The organism is Actinocrinis puniceicyclus, assembly GCF_018283645.1.
GTDB classification, from domain to species: Bacteria; Actinomycetota; Actinomycetes; order Streptomycetales; family Catenulisporaceae; genus Actinocrinis; species Actinocrinis puniceicyclus.
Genome location: NZ_JAGSXH010000074.1, coordinates 1 through 15,155, shown reverse-complemented (window position 1 = coordinate 15,155; position 15,155 = coordinate 1). Strand labels below are relative to the sequence as shown.

Genomic DNA, 15,155 nt, shown 5'->3' with positions numbered 1-15,155 from the left:
GCGGTCCGGGGCGCCGGAGCGCGCCGATCGCTGTGGCAAACCGCGCAGCGTGCTGCCGACGAAGCTGGGACTTCGATGCTGAACCGCTACGCGCGGGCGTTCTTCACCCGTGTGCTCACCCCCACCGCGCAGTTCCTGCTGCGGCGCGGGGTCGGACCCGACACCGTGACCCTCGTCGGCACACTCGGGGTGGTGGTCTCGGCGCTCGCGCTCTTCCCGCGCGGCGAGTTCCTCTGGGGCACCGTCGCGGTGACCGCGTTCATCTTCTCCGACCTGCTCGACGGCACGATGGCCCGGCTGTCCGGCCGGGTGTCCAAGTGGGGCGGGTTCCTGGACGCCACGATGGACCGCTTCGGCGACGCCGCGATCTTCGGCGCACTCGCCTATTACTTCGCCGGGCAGCACGACCGGACGATGTTCGTGCTCGCGCTGGTGTGCCTGGTCTCCGGCGCGATCACCTCGTACGCGCGGGCCAAGGCCGAGTCGCTCGGCTACGAGTGCGCGGTGGGTGTGGTCGAGCGCGGCGAGCGGCTGGTCGGCTCGCTGGTGGCCACCGGGCTGGCCGGCCTCGGCGTGCCGTTCGTGCAGGCGATCGCGCTGTGGGCGCTGGCGGTCGGCTCGACGGTCACCGTCGTCCAACGCATCCTGCACGTGCGCAAACAGGCTCTCGCGGCCGGCGGTCCGGCCCAGCCGGTGGAGGCAGCCGAATGAGCGCGTTGTCCGATCAGCTCACTTACCGGCTGTACGCGTCCGGGTGGGCGGCGGTCAAACGGCTGCCCGAGCGCACCGCCTACCGGCTGTTCGAACGCGTGGCCGACCGCGCGTGGGCGAAGCGCGGCAAGGGCGTGACGCGGCTTGAGCGCAATCTCTCGCGCGTGCTCGGGCCCGAGGCGACGGCCGAACAGGTCCGCGCGCTCTCCAAGCAGGCGATGCGCAACTACCTGCGCTACTGGTGCGACACGTTCAGGCTGGAGACGTGGTCGCGGGAGCGGGTCGACTCCACGTTCCTGATCGACGGCGTGGAGCAGATGGACGAGGCGATAGCCTCCGGGCGTGGCGCGGTCATGGCCTTGCCGCACATGGGCAACTGGGACCACGCGGGTGCCTGGGCTACCGGTCGCTACCACGGTTTCACCACGGTCGCCGAGCGGCTCAAGCCGGAGCGGCTGTTCGAGCGCTTCGTCGCCTACCGCGAGTCCATCGGCATGGAGGTGCTGCCGCTCACCGGCGGGCAGAATCCCTTCCGTGGCCTGATGCGCCGCCTGAAGGCTGGCGGCATGGTGTGCCTGGTGGCCGAGCGCGACCTGACCGACAACGGGGTGCCGGTGCAGTTCTTCGGCGAGACCACGAAGCTGCCAGCCGGCCCGGCCTCCCTCGCGGTCGCCACCGGGGCGCCGCTGTTTCCGGTGACGCTCTGGTACGAGCCCGGCCACCAGCGGGCCCTGGTGCATCCGGCGATCGAGGTGCCGGCCGAGGGCACCCGCGCGCAGAAGATCGCCGTGATGTGCCAGAGCCTGGCCGACGTCTTCGCCAAGGGTATCGCCGAGCACCCGGCCGACTGGCACATGCTGCAAAGGCTGTGGCTGGTCGATCTCGACCCGGCCAAGGCACCGCACGAGTGACGCTTAAGCCGGCCGACCGAGATGAGACGGCGCACACGTGGCAGTGCATACGTGGCAGTTCATACTGAGGCAGTGCGGATGAGGCGGGGTAAATGAAGATCGGCATCGTCTGCCCTTACGCCTGGGACGTTCCCGGCGGCGTTCAGTTCCACGTGCGTGACCTGGCTGCACACCTGATCGGTCTCGGCCACGAGGTGTCGGTGCTCGCGCCCGCAGACGACGACACGCCGGTTCCGCCTTACGTCGTCTCGGCCGGACGCGCCGTGCCAGTGCCCTACAACGGCTCGGTCGCGCGACTCAACTTCGGCTTCCTGTCCGCAGCCCGTGTGCGCCGTTGGCTGCATGAGGGAGCGTTCGACGTCGTGCACCTGCACGAGCCCGGCACGCCGTCCCTTTCCCTGCTCGCCTGCTGGGCCGCCACGGTGCCGATGGTGGCCACCTTCCACACCGCAAACCCGCGCTCTCGCGCGATGACGGCGGCTTACCCGATCCTGCAACCCGCACTGGAGAAGATCAACGCGCGGATCGCGGTCAGCGAGTACGCCCGCCGCACGCTGGTAGAACACCTGGGCGGCGACGCGGTGGTCATCCCCAACGGTGTGGACGTCTCCTTCTTCGCGAACGCGAGGCCACGGCCGGACTGGACCACCCCGCCGGGCGACGACGGCCCGGACGGCACAGGCGGCACCATCGGTTTCATCGGCCGCATCGACGAGCCGCGCAAGGGACTGCCGGTGCTGCTCGAAGCCTTCCCGAGGATCGTCGCCGCGCGGCCCGCGACGCGGCTGCTGGTGGCCGGGCGCGGCGACACCGAGGAGGCCGCCGAGTCCCTGCCCGACGCCGTGCGCGGCAACGTGACCTTCCTCGGCATGGTCAGCGATGAGGACAAGGCCGCGTTGCTGCGCTCCGTGGACCTCTACTGCGCGCCGAACACCGGCGGCGAATCGTTCGGCATCATCCTGGTGGAGGCGATGAGCGCCGGGGCGCCGGTTCTCGCCACCGACCTGGATGCGTTCTCGCTGGTACTGGAGGGGGGACAGGCCGGCCTGATGTTCCCCAACGGCGACGCGGCCGCGCTCGCCGAGGCCGCACTCGGGCTTCTCGCCGAGCCGGTCAGGCGCGCCGCGCTGCGGGACGCGGCCGGCCGCTCGGTCCTGAAATACGACTGGTCCGTGGTCGCCGGGGACATCCTTTCGGTCTACGAGATGGTCACCGAGTCCAACGCGCAGGTCAGCACCACGCGCCCGAGCATGGCGAGGCCCGGGCACACCGGCGCGGGTATCACGCGCACCGGTAGCGCCCGGTTCGGAAGTCTGAGCAGCCTGGGCGGCCTGGTCGGCTTCGGCAGCGGCGGCGGCAGTGACGGGCCTGAACCCGGCGGCGGGGCGGATAACGACTCGGAGCGGAGCCCGCGGTGAAGCTCGTCCTGACCCAGTACACCGAGCTCGTCGTACTGGTCGCAGTCCTGGTCCTGCTGTACGGCGTGTATCTGAGCTGGACCGCGACACGGCTGGACCGGTTGCACGTCCGTCTCGACGCGGCGCGCGTGGCCCTCGACGCGCAGCTCGTGCGCCGCTCGGCGGCGACCTTGGAGCTGGCCAGGTCCGGCCTGCTCGACGTGGCCACCGCGGTGATCCTGGCCACCGCCGCGCGCAGCTCCCAGATCGCGGCCGAGGACGAGCGTGAGTACGTGGAATCGGCGCTCACCCGCGACCTGCGCGCGGCCTTCGACGACCCCGAGGAGCTGGACCAGCTGCGCGGGACGCCGGAGGGCGCGGATCTTGTGCAGGAACTGGCCGCGGCGATGCGCCGGGTTCAGCTGGCCCGGCGCTTCCACAACGAGTCCGTGCGCGCGGTGCGCCAGATCCGCGGCTACCGCAGGGTGCGCTACTTCCGGCTGGCCGGTCGCGCGCCGGACAAGGCGACCTTCGAGATCGACGACGAGCCCCCGGCCGTCTTCGCCCGGTGACGGCGGACCGGTCGCGTTGCTCCAGCGACTCGCGCTTCCACTGCCCATCGCGGCGCCGTTGATCTCATCTGATTTCATCCGCTGGTCAGCGCGCGGCACGCGGCCGACAGTAGGTAAGTCACCCCCGGTTCGCCCCTGACAGGTCGTGAGCCGGAGCGAGGTTCATCAGGCCATAAGATGGAGATGTCATCGTCACGCCCGAGTCCCCGCGAGCGAGGTCAGCTGTGTCCACCACCCCAACTCCCGGCCAGAGCGACGCGGCCCCGCAGCTCGGCACGGCCCGCGTCAAGCGCGGGATGGCCGAGATGCTCAAGGGCGGCGTCATCATGGACGTGGTCACGCCCGAGCAGGCGAAGATCGCCGAAGACGCGGGCGCGGTCGCGGTCATGGCGCTTGAGCGCGTGCCGGCCGACATCCGCAAGGACGGCGGCGTGGCACGCATGTCCGACCCGGACATGATCGACGGGATCATCGACGCCGTCTCCATCCCGGTCATGGCCAAGGCCCGGATCGGCCACTTCGTCGAGGCGCAGGTCCTCCAGGCGCTCGGCGTCGACTACGTCGACGAGTCCGAGGTGCTGACCCCGGCCGACGAGACCCACCACATCGACAAGTGGGCGTTCACCGTGCCGTTCGTGTGCGGTGCCACCAACCTCGGTGAGGCGCTGCGCCGGATCGCCGAAGGCGCCGCGATGATCCGCTCCAAGGGCGAGGCGGGCACCGGCAACGTCGTCGAGGCCACCCGGCACATGCGCCAGATCCGAGCCGACATCCGCCGGCTGGCCACGCTCGACGAGTCCGAGCTGTTCCTGGCCGCCAAGAACCTCCAGGCCCCGTACGAGATCGTCAAGGAGGTCGCGGCCACCGGAAAGCTCCCGGTCGTGCTGTTCACCGCCGGCGGCCTGGCCACACCGGCCGACGCCGCCATGATGATGCAACTCGGCGCGGAGGGCGTGTTCGTCGGCTCCGGGATCTTCAAGTCCGGCGATCCGGCCAAGCGCGCCGCCGCGATCGTGAAGGCCACGACCTTCCACGACGACCCGGACGTGATCGCGAAGGTCTCCCGCGGCCTCGGCGAGCCGATGGTCGGCATCAACATCGACACGCTGCCCGAGTCCGAGCGCTACGCGGGGCGCGGCTGGTGACGGTGCCCGAGCCCGCGAGAGCGGTGGTACCCGAGCCCGCGAGAGCGGTGTCCCCCGTCACCGTCGGCGTATTTGCCCTTCAGGGAGACGTGCGCGAGCACCTGGCGATGCTCGAAGCGTCGGGCGCGCGCGCCGTCCCGGTGCGCCGCCCCGCCGAACTCGACGCGGTGGAGGGCCTGGTCATCCCCGGCGGTGAGTCCACCGCGATGTGGAAGCTGGCCAGCGCCTTCGACCTGTTCGAACCGGTGCGCAAGCGGATCGCCGACGGCATGCCCGCCTACGGTTCCTGCGCCGGGATGATCATGCTCGCCGACCGGGTGCTCGACGCGGTCCCCGGCCAGGAGACCTTCGGCGGCATCGCGATGACCGTGCGCCGCAACGCCTTCGGCCGCCAGATCGACTCGTTCGAGGGGCCGATCGCGTTCGACGGCCTGGACGGCGAGGACGGCGCGGAAGACGCCGATTCCGCGGGCACTGCGGGCACGCTGCACGGGGTGTTCATCCGCGCGCCGTGGGTGGAGGAGGTCGGCCCCGCGGTGCGCGTCACGGCGCGAGTCACGGCGGGTCCCGGCACGGGTAGGATCGTCGCCGTTCGGCAGGGTGCGTTGATGGCGACCTCCTTCCATCCGGAACTGACCAGGGATCCGCGTGTCCACGGTCTTTTCGTGCGGCTGGTACGCGCCGCCCGCTGAACCGCCGCCCGGCGAAGCCCCGGCGGCGTGAGACGAGTCCGTGACGACGGGGTTTGGGAAGAAGGAGCCAAGGCATGTCCGGCCACTCCAAGTGGGCGACCACCAAGCACAAGAAGGCCGTGATCGACGCCAAGCGCGGCAAGCTCTTCGCCAAGATGATCAAGAACATCGAGGTGGCCGCGCGCACCGGCGGTGGCGACCCCACCGGCAACCCGACCCTGTACGACGCCATCCAGAAGGCGAAGAAGAGCTCCGTCCCCAACGACAACATCGACCGCGCGATCAAGCGCGGCTCCGGGGCCGAGGCCGGCGGCGCGGACTACCAGACCATCATGTACGAGGGCTACGCCCCCAACGGCGTCGCGGTTCTGGTCGAGTGCCTGACCGACAACCGCAACCGGGCCGCCTCCGAGGTCCGGGTCGCGATGACCCGCAACGGCGGCTCGATGGCCGACCCCGGCTCGGTCTCCTACCTGTTCGGGCGCAAAGGTCAGATCATCGTCCCGAAGAGCGGCGGGCTGACCGAGGACACCGTGCTGGAGGCGGTCCTCGAAGCCGGCGCCGAGGAGGTCAACGACCTCGGCGACTCGTTCGAGGTGTTGTCGGAGCCCGGTGACCTGATCCCGGTGCGCACCGCCCTGCAGTCGGCCAAGATCGACTACGACTCGGCCGAGTCACCGTTCATGCCCACCATGCAGGTGCAGCTGGACGAGGAGGGCGCACGCAAGATCTTCAAGCTGATCGACGCGCTGGAGGACAGCGACGACGTGCAGAACGTCTACGCCAACTTCGACGTCTCCGACGAGATCATGGCCAAGCTCGATGAGGAGTAGCCGATCCAGCCTCTGCTGGAGCGTCTTGCTGAGACGGGAAGGCTGATACGCGCGGTGCGGCCTGGGTCCCGGCCCCGGATGGCGCCGGGCGGTGGCATCGACGGACTCGCCAGGGCTCTGGTACTGGAACGCGACGAGCTTGCGGCTTGGTCGGCGAAACCGGATAGCGCGTAGCAGATCTTCTAGGTTTCTAGTAGAATCGCCGCATGGGCAGCTCTCGGATGATGACCGGCCCCGAACCGGTCACAGTGACGGAACTCAATCAGCAGACGACTGCCGTGCTGCGCCGGGTGAAGGCAGGCGAGTCCCTGCCGATCACCGAGCGCGGCCAGGTCGTGGCGTTCCTCATGCCGCCACCGCCGACGGTCACCGGCAACCCGACGATAGACCGCTGGATCGCGGAAGGTCGGCTGGTGCCTGCCGCCGTGCCCGGAACGATCCTCGACCTCTTGCCGCTACCGAAGGGCGGCACGGCCAGCATCGCCGACGACGTCATCGCGCAGCGGGATGCCTGATGATCTACTTGGACACCTCCGCAGCAGCCAAGCTGGTGAAGGAGGAGCGCGGGTCCGCGGAACTCGCGGTCTTGATCACGACCAGGATCGGTGAGCCACTGGTCTCTTCCGCGCTCATCTATCCGGAATTGATCAGGGCGGTCACCCGTGTCGATCCCGGCCTTTCCTCGCGCGCAACCTCGCTGCTCCAGCGAATCATGACGGTTCCGATGGCGACGGACATCGTGCTCTCGTCAGCGACCGTCGGGAACCCGCTTCTGCGCACCCTTGGCGCCATTCATCTCGCAACCGCTCTGACCATTGCGGAAGAGGTCAGTTCGTTCGTCACGTATGACAAGCGCCTCGCGGAGGCGGCGGTCGCAGCCGGGTTCGACGTCGAAGCGCCCGAGTGATCGGCGCCGGGTGAGAGTTCTCGGCGTCGACCCGGGGCTGACGCGCATGGGCGTCGGCGTGGTCGACGGACGCATCGGAGCGCCGCTGGCCATGGTGGCCGCCGGCGTCGTGCGCACGCCGGCCGACGAACCGATCCACCGGCGGCTGCTCGCCATCGACGAGCAGATCAACGAATGGCTCGACGAGTACAAGCCCGATGCGGTAGCGGTGGAGCGGATGTTCGCGCAGGAGGGGGTTCGCACGATCATGGGCACGGCGCAGGCCGCCGGGGTGGCCATGGTCGCCGCGGCCCGGCGCGCTCTGCCCGTGGCGATGCACACGCCGAGCGAGGTGAAGGCGGCGATCACCGGCGACGGGCGCGCGCAAAAGGAACAAGTCGCGGCCATGGTGGTACGCCTCCTGAAACTTTCCGAGGCGCCGAAGCCGATCGACGCCACCGACGCCCTCGCCCTCGCGATCTGTCACGTGTGGCGCGGGGGAGCGGCCGACCGGATCGCCGAAGCCCTGCAACGCCAGGGAATGTCGCTGCCCTCCGGTAACGTGCCGATGCACAGGGAACGCGGACGGCGGAAGGGCGGCTTCAGATGAGCGGCGTGCGGGAACAGGCACGGCTCAGGCTCGGCGGTGCCGCGTGATCGCCTTCGTCGAGGGCGAGGTCGACGCGGTCGCGCCGGACGCCGCGGTCGTCAAGGTCGGCGGGGTCGGCCTGCTCTTGCACTGCTCGCCCGGCACGCTCGCGCAACTGACGGTCGGTCAGAAGACGCGCCTGGCCGCGAGCCTGATCGTGCGCGAGGACTCGCTGACCCTCTACGGCTTCCCGGACGACGACGAGCGCACCGTCTTCGAACTGCTGCAGACAGCCAGCGGCGTCGGTCCGCGTCTCGCGCAGGCCATGCTCGCCACACACCGCCCCGACACGCTGCGCACCATCTTCGCCACCCAGGACCTCAAGGCCCTGACGCTGGTGCCGGGCATCGGCCCGAAGGGCGCGCAGAAGCTACTCATCGAGCTCAAGGGCAGGCTGGGCGCGCCCAGCGGCGTTCCCGCGCAGGGCGGGTCCACGGGCGCCGCGACCACCGCCTCGCCCGGCGTTACCCCCTGGCGCGGCCAGCTGCTCGAAGCCCTCACCGGCCTCGGCTGGACCGCCCGCGACGCCGAGGCCGCACTCGCCGAGGTCGAACCGGTCGCCGCCGAGTCCGAGTCCCGCGGCGAGTCCCCGCAGCTGCCCGTTCTGCTGCGCGCCGCTTTGCGCAGCCTCAAGCGATAACAACCGGGGGAGCGCGGTATGGCGAACGAACAACGGCTGATGGACGCGGGCGCGGACAACGACGAGCGCGCGGCGGAGGCCGCGCTGCGCCCCAAGTCGCTCGTCGACTTCGTCGGCCAGCGCAAGGTGCGCGAACAACTCGAACTCGTGCTGCACGCCGCCAAGGGGCGCGGCACGGCGCCCGACCACATCCTGCTGGCCGGACCGCCCGGCCTCGGCAAGACCACCCTGGCGATGATCATCGCGGCCGAGCTCGGCGCGCCCATCCGCATCACCTCCGGACCCGCCATCCAGCACGCTGGAGACCTGGCCGCGATCCTCTCCTCCCTGGCCGAGGGCGAGGTGCTCTTCCTCGACGAGATCCACCGGATGTCCCGGCCCGCCGAGGAGATGCTGTACATGGCGATGGAGGACTACCGCGTCGACGTCATCGTCGGCAAGGGGCCCGGCGCGACCGCCATCCCCTTGGAACTTCCACCGTTCACCCTCGTCGGCGCGACCACCCGGTCCGGTCTTCTGCCCGCCCCGCTGCGCGACCGCTTCGGCTTCACCGGGCACATGGAGTTCTACGAGCCCGAGGACCTGGAACGCGTCGCCCACCGCTCGGCGCGGCTGCTCGGCGTCGAGATCGAGGCGGACGGCGCCGCGGAGATCGCGTCGCGCTCCCGCGGCACACCGCGCATCGCCAACCGGCTGCTGCGCCGCGTGCGGGACTTCGCGCAGGTCAGAGGGGACGGCCGGGTCACCCTCGGCGCGGCGCGCGCCGCCCTTGAGGTCTACGAGGTCGATGAACGCGGCCTCGACCGGCTCGACCGGGCCGTGCTCGGCGCGCTGCTTCGGCTGTTCAACGGCGGTCCGGTCGGCCTGTCCACGCTCGCGGTCGCGATCGGCGAGGAAACCGACACGGTCGAGGAGGTCGCGGAACCCTTCCTGGTCAGGCAGGGTCTGCTGGCCCGCACCCCGCGCGGCCGGATCGCCACCTCCGCGGCCTGGGCGCACCTGGGCCTGCCGATGCCCACCGGACCGGCGGCCGGTGGCGGGCTCTGGAGCCAGGTCGCCTCAGGGCAGGCCGCATCGGGACAAGACGGCCTGTTCGGCGATGATCCCGGCAATCTGGGCGCGTAGTCGGGCACTGTAATCGGCGTCCGGCGACTAGGCTGTGGCCAGGTGTCATTGTTTCGTGCGGGTATGAGCGCATAGACTCCGCGTGACCTGGAGTGCCTGCGTGCTCCGCGCAGCCGATCGCCACCGCGTCGAACCGTGGGACGGTCCCGAAAGAACAGCCGATTATCGTGAACCTACTGCTTATCTACATTGTCGTCATCGGCGGCATCTTCATCTTCATGACCAGCCGCGGCAACAGGAAGCGGCAGGCTCAGGCCGCGCAGATGCAGACCGCGCTCGTCGTGGGCGCCGAGGTGCGCACGATCGGAGGCATGGTCGGCGAGGTCGTAGAGGTGACCGACGAGCACGTGCTGCTGGAGACCACTCCGGGCGTGCGGCTCAAGTTCATCAAGTCGGCGGTCGCCGGAGTGCTCCCTCCCGCCGAGCCGGAGGCCGGTGAGCACGAGGTCGAGAACCAGACCGAGGCCGGTACCGAGCCCGAGGACGGTCGGCCGGAGAACTCCGTCTCGTCGTCGCGCGTGGAGGCGGCCCTGTCGCGGCACTCCGGCGACGACTAGATCCTGTACGTCCTCTCGAACGCTCACGGCAACGCGGGGAAAAGGCGCGTCGATCCGCGGCCGCGAGCACCCAGAGGGGAGAGGTAGCACGACGAGGTAACCGATCGCCCCGTCGCGCGGCGGCCGCGGCTGAGAATCGCCGAAGAATGCGCCGAAGGCGCCGCGCGCGGGAAACGCCGGACGGTGCGCAACCGTCCCAAGCACGGCAACGCCCGGGTTCCGCCCGGCCGGCCGCCGCCCCGCGCGGCGCCGCGGTCCCGCGAGCCCGGGGACGGCCGTGTCGAGACCGGGATGACACAGGAGAAGTGCAACGTGGCTGCGAGGAAGACCCGGGGCGGTAAGCGCCCGGGTGCCCGTAGGTGGGTGGCCAACGGAGGGGCGGGGCAGGGGCCCTGGCGGCCGCTGGCGTTGTTGGCGGTGGTGCTGGTAGCGCTCTACGCCACGATGTTCGGCACCGGGAACACTAAGCCGCGCCTGGCGATCGACCTTGCCGGCGGCACCAGCGCGGTGTTCGCCGCGAGCCCGGCGCCCGGCTCGACCTCCATTCCGCCGGGCGCCATGGGGACCGCGGTCAGCATCATGAACGAGCGCGTCAACGCGTTCGGCGTCTCCGAGGCGCAGGTCTCGCAGCAGGGCTCGAATACCATCCAGGTCGAGATCCCCGGCCACAACTCGCAGACGCTGATCGACCAGGTCGGCAAGATGGCGCTGCTCTACTTCCGCCCGGTGATCCAGGAAGCGGCCGCGAACGCGAAGCCGAATCCCTCTCCGGCGGCCTCCGGTAGCGCATCGCCCGGCGCATCGCCCGGCGCCACCCCGTCCGCCAAGGCTCCCGCCTCCGCCACGCCCAACGCTTCCTCGTCCGCGAGCGTCAAGCCTTCCGGCCAGGCGGAGAAGCTGAGCACGGTCAAGGACGCCGCTGGCGCGAGCGCCAGCCCGGCCGCCTCCTCCTCGGCGGCGCACACGTCGTCGGCCGCGCCGTCCGCGTCCGCGAAGCCGAGCGCCACCTCCTCGGCGGACGCGGCCGCCGCCGCGTCCGCGAACAAGGCCGCCGCCGCGTTCGCGAGCCTGGACTGCACGAACAAGACGGCGGCCGACGCCGCCGCCAAGGCCGCCGCGGACGCGCAGCCGAGCGACTACGTCGCCGCGTGCGACAAGGACCTCGTCGGCAAGTACCTGCTCGGCCCGTCGCAGGTTTCCGGCATCGACGTCAAGAGCGCGAACGCCACGCCGGTGATGGCCGGACAGACGATCACCAGCAAGTGGCAGATCAATCTGACCTTCAACGCCAAGGGCTCCAGCGAGTTCGCCACCGCCACCCAGCAGCTCTACCAGCAGTACAGCAGCAAGAGCGGCAGCGGCGCGTTCGCCATCGTGCTCGACGGCGTCGTCGAGTCGGCCCCGGTGGTCAACCAGGGCGCCATCACCGGCGGCCAGGCGCAGATCACCGGCTCGTTCTCGCAGAGCGAGGCGGACAACCTGGCGACCATCCTGAACTACGGCGCGCTGCCGCTGAAGTTCTCCCCGTCGCAGATCTCGATCGTCTCGCCGACGCTCGGCGGCCACGAGCTGTCCGGCGGCCTGCTGGCCGGCGCGGTCGGCCTGGCGCTGGTCTTCCTGTACGTGATCTTCTACTACCGGGGTCTGGCCGCGGTGGCGATCTCCAGCCTCGTCATCGCCGCGCTGCTGACCTACTCCTCGGCGGTGCTGCTCGGCCCGCTGATGAGCTTCACGCTCTCGCTGGCGGGCGTCGCGGGTCTGATCGTGGCCATCGGTATCACCGCGGACTCCTTCGTCGTGTTCTTCGAACGCCTGCGAGACGAGGTGCGCGAAGGCCGTACGCTGCGCACCGCGGTCGAGCACGGCTGGACCCGGGCGCGGCGCACCATCATCGCCTCGGACTTCGTCTCCTTCCTCGCCGCGGCGGTGCTGTACTGGCGCACGATCGGCTCGGTGAAGGGCTTCGCGTTCACGCTCGGTCTGACCACGGTGATCGACATCATCGTGGTGTTCCTGTTCACCAAGCCCCTGATCACCCTGGTGGCCAGGAGCGAGTTCTTCGGCAGCGGGCACAAGTGGTCCGGCCTCGACCCGGAGCGGCTGGGTGGGACCCGGGCCACCTTCCGCGCCGGCGCCGCTACCGGCGGCAAGCGGATGACCATCGCCGAGCGGCGTAAGGCCGAGCAGGCCGCCGCTGACGACGTTGCGAGCGACGAGACGAAGCGGGTGGATGTCTGATGGCCGGGCTCGGTTCCCTGGGAAACCGCCTTTACCGGGGCGAGGTCTCCTACCAGATCGTCGGGCGGCGCAAGCGCTGGGTCTCGATCTTCGGGGCGGTCCTGCTCCTGGCGATCCTCGGTCTGCTCGTGCGCGGCCTGCACTTCAGCGTCGAGTTCCGCGGCGGCTCGGTGATCACCGTGCCCAGCGCGACGCTCACGACGGACCGCGCGACGTCGATCGCGGCGGCCGACGGCGTCCCCGCGCCGACCGTGCAGGAGCAGCGGATCGTCGGCGGCGGCCGCCAGATCACCGTCACCACGACCACGATCACCTCGGACACCCAGCGGAAGCTGACCGCCGACCTGGCCACGGCCGGCGGGGCCGACCTGTCGAAGGTCACCGTCGAGCAGCAGGGCGCCGAGTGGGGGCACGAGGTCTCGAACCGGGCCATCCAGGCGCTGATCATCTTCCTGGCGCTGCTCGCGGCGTACCTGGCGATCTTCTTCGAGTGGAAGATGGCCGTCGCGGCGCTGGCCTCGCTGATCAACGTCATCGTGATCACGGTCGGCGTGTACGCGTGGTCGGGCCTCGAGGTCTCGCCCTCGACCGTCGTCGGCTTCCTGACCATCCTCGGTTACGCGATGTATGACGCGGTCGTGGTGTTCGACAAGGTCAAGGAGAACAAGCGGCACTTGGTGGACCAGGGCCGGATGGGTTACGGCCAGGCGGCCAACCTCGCGGTCAACCAGACCCTGGTGCGTTCGCTCAACACCTCGCTGATCGCGCTGATCCCGGTCGCCGCACTGCTGTTCGGCGGCACGATCTCGCAGGCCACCGTGCTCCAGGACCTGGCACTGGCGCTCTTGGTCGGCATCGGCGCCGGTACCGTCTCCTCGATCCTGGTGGCCACCCCGACGCTGGTGTGGCTCAAGGAACTGGAGCCGGCGGTGCGCGCGCAGGAGCAGCGGCTGGCCGCGAAGTCGGCGGCCGACCGCAAGGCCGGCAAGGTGCCCGCCGCAGCCACCGCCACCGCCACCGCCACCGCCGCGGTCGCGGCCGAGTCGGCGCAACCCGCCGACGAGAAGCCGGCGGCGACCGCGGGCAGTGCTGCGGCGCCGGTACAGCGCGGGCCGCGCAATCAGCCGGTGCGCAACCAGCCCAGGTCGAAGCGGCGGTAGCGTCGCGCCGGACTCGACCACGAGTTATTCGTGTGATCATCACACGATCGTCAGTTAACAGGCCCGCGCCCGAGTGCCGGTGCCGAGGTGATCACGAGTTTCCCGTGGTCGGCTCGGCGTCGCACCCGGGCGCGACGCTCGTGCGGGGGCGATCAGCTGAGGCTGGGACTCAGTGCGTTCCCGAACCTCAACGGTGCTGGTTGAGTCGACATCGGGCTGCAGCGATCGCTACGGGCCGTTCGGGCAGGGTTCTCGAACGCCTGCCCGAACGGGATCTTGCCGAGGAATTGGGCAATGGCCGCGCCAATGCGGAGTTCGAGACGACGGCTCCCTGCCAGGGCGTAAGGGTGCCGCCGAAATACAAGAACGCTTGGATGCGTCACGCCGTCTCGCGGTGGCGTCTATGCCGGCCGTGAGGCGTCGGCCAGATCCGCACCGGTGGCGGCGTCGCGCTGGGTGCGCGCCAGGCCGCGCCAGTCCAGGCACATGACGGTCGCGTCGTCCTTCAGGCGATCTGGGCTCGCGGCGACGACCGCCTCGATCAGGGCGCGGGCGGCCTCGCGCGGATGCAGCGCGCAGGTGCGCACGATCAGATCCGGCAAGTCGAGGCTCTTGACGTTGCGCTCCAGTATGCCGTCCGTCAGCATCACCAGCCGATCACCCGGCCGCAGATCCAGTGGCTGCACCCGGTAGGCGTAGGTGGTGGGCGAAGGGTAGAAATAGGAGCTGACTCCGAACGGCAGATCGACTTCGGGAACGATCTGCCGGACCTCCCCCTCTCGCATCCGCAGCGGCCACGGGTGCCCGGCGTTGACGAACTGGGCGCCGCCGTCCAACAGGCTGATTCGCAGCAGCTGACCGGTGACGTAGCCCCCGCGGCCGTGATCCCGCATCGCCTGGTCAGCCTGACGAGCCTGCTCCTGCAAGCCGGCACCCGCCCGCCGAGCCCGACGCAGAGCGCCGAGCACCACCGTGGCCAACAGTGCGGCGTTCACATCGTGACCCATCGCATCGGTCACCGACAGCTGGATGGCGTCGCGGTCGATGACATAGTCGAAGGTGTCGCCCCCGACGTGGTCGGCGGGCTCCAGCGCCCCGGCGACCGCGAACTGCGCCGCCTCGCACGCCAGCGACTGCGGCAGCAGCCGGTGCTGGATCTCCGCGGCCAGGCTCAGAGGCAGGGTACGCCGACCCCACTGGTAGACGTCCGTGTAGGGGCGGTTCGCGATCACGATGTATGCCAGCGCGTGCGCGGCCTCGCCGATCTCGCGCATCGCGTGCTCGCCCGGGGCCGCGGGCAGGAACAGCTCCAGCAGCCCGATGGCATCGCCGCGGTTGGTCACCGGCGCCACGATCCGCACCAAAGCGCCCCCACCGTCGTCCTGCACCCCGGGCTGCTGGCTGCGGATCACATCGTCGTACAACGTGCCCCGCAGCGAGATGCGCCGGGCCCGCTCACCGGTCTCGACACTGTCCGCGCTGCCGAGCCGCACCACCGAACCACCGGTGAAATCGGTGATCAGGAACGACACCGACACCGCCCCGAGATGCTCCTTGAGCATGCGCGCGACCACGTCCAGCGACTCCACCGGAGGCGCGGCCTCCGCCGCCTCCAACGTCCCCGCCATAGTCATCCCCC

Annotated in this window: 15 protein-coding genes and 1 pseudogene; 15 read left to right on the top strand and 1 reads right to left on the bottom strand. The window is 70.3% G+C overall.

Annotated elements, in window-relative coordinates:
* The first annotated feature begins 75 nt into the window (after positions 1–75).
* The 15 genes and pseudogenes from pgsA (at position 76) to secF (ending at position 13,516) form a co-directional block, all read left to right on the top strand.
* Complete coding sequence (gene pgsA / locus KGA66_RS19390) at positions 76–711, top strand: phosphatidylinositol phosphate synthase (RefSeq protein WP_211469579.1); 636 nt, start codon at positions 76–78, stop codon at positions 709–711.
* Entirely contained in the window at positions 708–1,622 is a 915-nt protein-coding gene (locus KGA66_RS19385; protein WP_211469578.1) for a phosphatidylinositol mannoside acyltransferase, read from the top strand. The genes pgsA and KGA66_RS19385 overlap by 4 nt, the downstream gene beginning before the upstream one ends.
* A gap of 92 nt (positions 1,623–1,714) precedes the next feature.
* Positions 1,715–2,857 (top strand): annotated as a pseudogene (locus tag KGA66_RS19380) (glycosyltransferase family 4 protein); the annotation flags it as partial.
* 179 nt (positions 2,858–3,036) lie between these two features.
* Positions 3,037–3,591 carry a hypothetical protein gene (locus KGA66_RS19375; protein WP_312886988.1) on the top strand — a complete coding sequence of 185 codons (555 nt, stop codon included), beginning with the start codon at positions 3,037–3,039 and terminating at the stop codon, positions 3,589–3,591.
* A gap of 224 nt (positions 3,592–3,815) precedes the next feature.
* The gene (gene pdxS, locus KGA66_RS19370; RefSeq protein ID WP_211469576.1) at positions 3,816–4,736 is read left to right on the top strand and encodes a pyridoxal 5'-phosphate synthase lyase subunit PdxS; all 921 of its coding nucleotides are present in this window, start codon (positions 3,816–3,818) and stop codon (positions 4,734–4,736) included.
* Between the two features lie 107 nt (positions 4,737–4,843).
* Positions 4,844–5,428: a pyridoxal 5'-phosphate synthase glutaminase subunit PdxT gene (gene pdxT / locus KGA66_RS19365; RefSeq protein WP_211469590.1), complete on the top strand. Its 585-nt coding sequence runs from the start codon at positions 4,844–4,846 to the stop codon at positions 5,426–5,428.
* Between the two features lie 74 nt (positions 5,429–5,502).
* On the top strand, positions 5,503–6,261 hold the full coding sequence (locus KGA66_RS19360) for a YebC/PmpR family DNA-binding transcriptional regulator (protein WP_211469575.1): 759 nt from the start codon (positions 5,503–5,505) through the stop codon (positions 6,259–6,261).
* Positions 6,262–6,485: 224 nt separating this feature from the next.
* On the top strand, positions 6,486–6,776 hold the full coding sequence (locus tag KGA66_RS19355; RefSeq protein WP_211469574.1) for a type II toxin-antitoxin system Phd/YefM family antitoxin: 291 nt from the start codon (positions 6,486–6,488) through the stop codon (positions 6,774–6,776).
* Positions 6,777–6,784: 8 nt separating this feature from the next.
* Positions 6,785–7,168, top strand: a complete 384-nt coding sequence (locus KGA66_RS19350) for a type II toxin-antitoxin system VapC family toxin (RefSeq protein WP_211469573.1) — start codon at positions 6,785–6,787, stop codon at positions 7,166–7,168.
* Between the two features lie 10 nt (positions 7,169–7,178).
* On the top strand, positions 7,179–7,757 hold the full coding sequence (gene ruvC, locus KGA66_RS19345) for a crossover junction endodeoxyribonuclease RuvC (protein ID WP_211469572.1): 579 nt from the start codon (positions 7,179–7,181) through the stop codon (positions 7,755–7,757).
* Positions 7,758–7,800: 43 nt separating this feature from the next.
* A complete protein-coding gene (ruvA, locus tag KGA66_RS19340; RefSeq protein WP_211469571.1) occupies positions 7,801–8,436 on the top strand; it encodes a Holliday junction branch migration protein RuvA in 636 nt (211 codons plus the stop codon).
* Between the two features lie 18 nt (positions 8,437–8,454).
* Positions 8,455–9,561, top strand: coding sequence for a Holliday junction branch migration DNA helicase RuvB (gene ruvB, locus KGA66_RS19335; protein WP_211469570.1), 1,107 nt, complete (start codon positions 8,455–8,457; stop codon positions 9,559–9,561).
* Positions 9,562–9,728: 167 nt separating this feature from the next.
* Complete coding sequence (gene yajC, locus KGA66_RS19330; protein ID WP_211469569.1) at positions 9,729–10,118, top strand: preprotein translocase subunit YajC; 390 nt, start codon at positions 9,729–9,731, stop codon at positions 10,116–10,118.
* A 363-nt stretch (positions 10,119–10,481) separates the two neighbouring features.
* Positions 10,482–12,356, top strand: coding sequence for a protein translocase subunit SecD (gene secD / locus KGA66_RS19325; protein WP_211469568.1), 1,875 nt, complete (start codon positions 10,482–10,484; stop codon positions 12,354–12,356).
* A complete protein-coding gene (gene secF / locus KGA66_RS19320; RefSeq protein ID WP_211469567.1) occupies positions 12,356–13,516 on the top strand; it encodes a protein translocase subunit SecF in 1,161 nt (386 codons plus the stop codon). The genes secD and secF overlap by 1 nt, the downstream gene beginning before the upstream one ends.
* A 401-nt stretch (positions 13,517–13,917) precedes the next feature.
* On the opposite strand, the gene KGA66_RS19315 is transcribed toward secF, so the two are convergent.
* Positions 13,918–15,150 carry a PP2C family protein-serine/threonine phosphatase gene (locus tag KGA66_RS19315; RefSeq protein ID WP_369015906.1) on the bottom strand — a complete coding sequence of 411 codons (1,233 nt, stop codon included), beginning with the start codon at positions 15,148–15,150 and terminating at the stop codon, positions 13,918–13,920.
* Positions 15,151–15,155 lie beyond the last annotated feature (5 nt).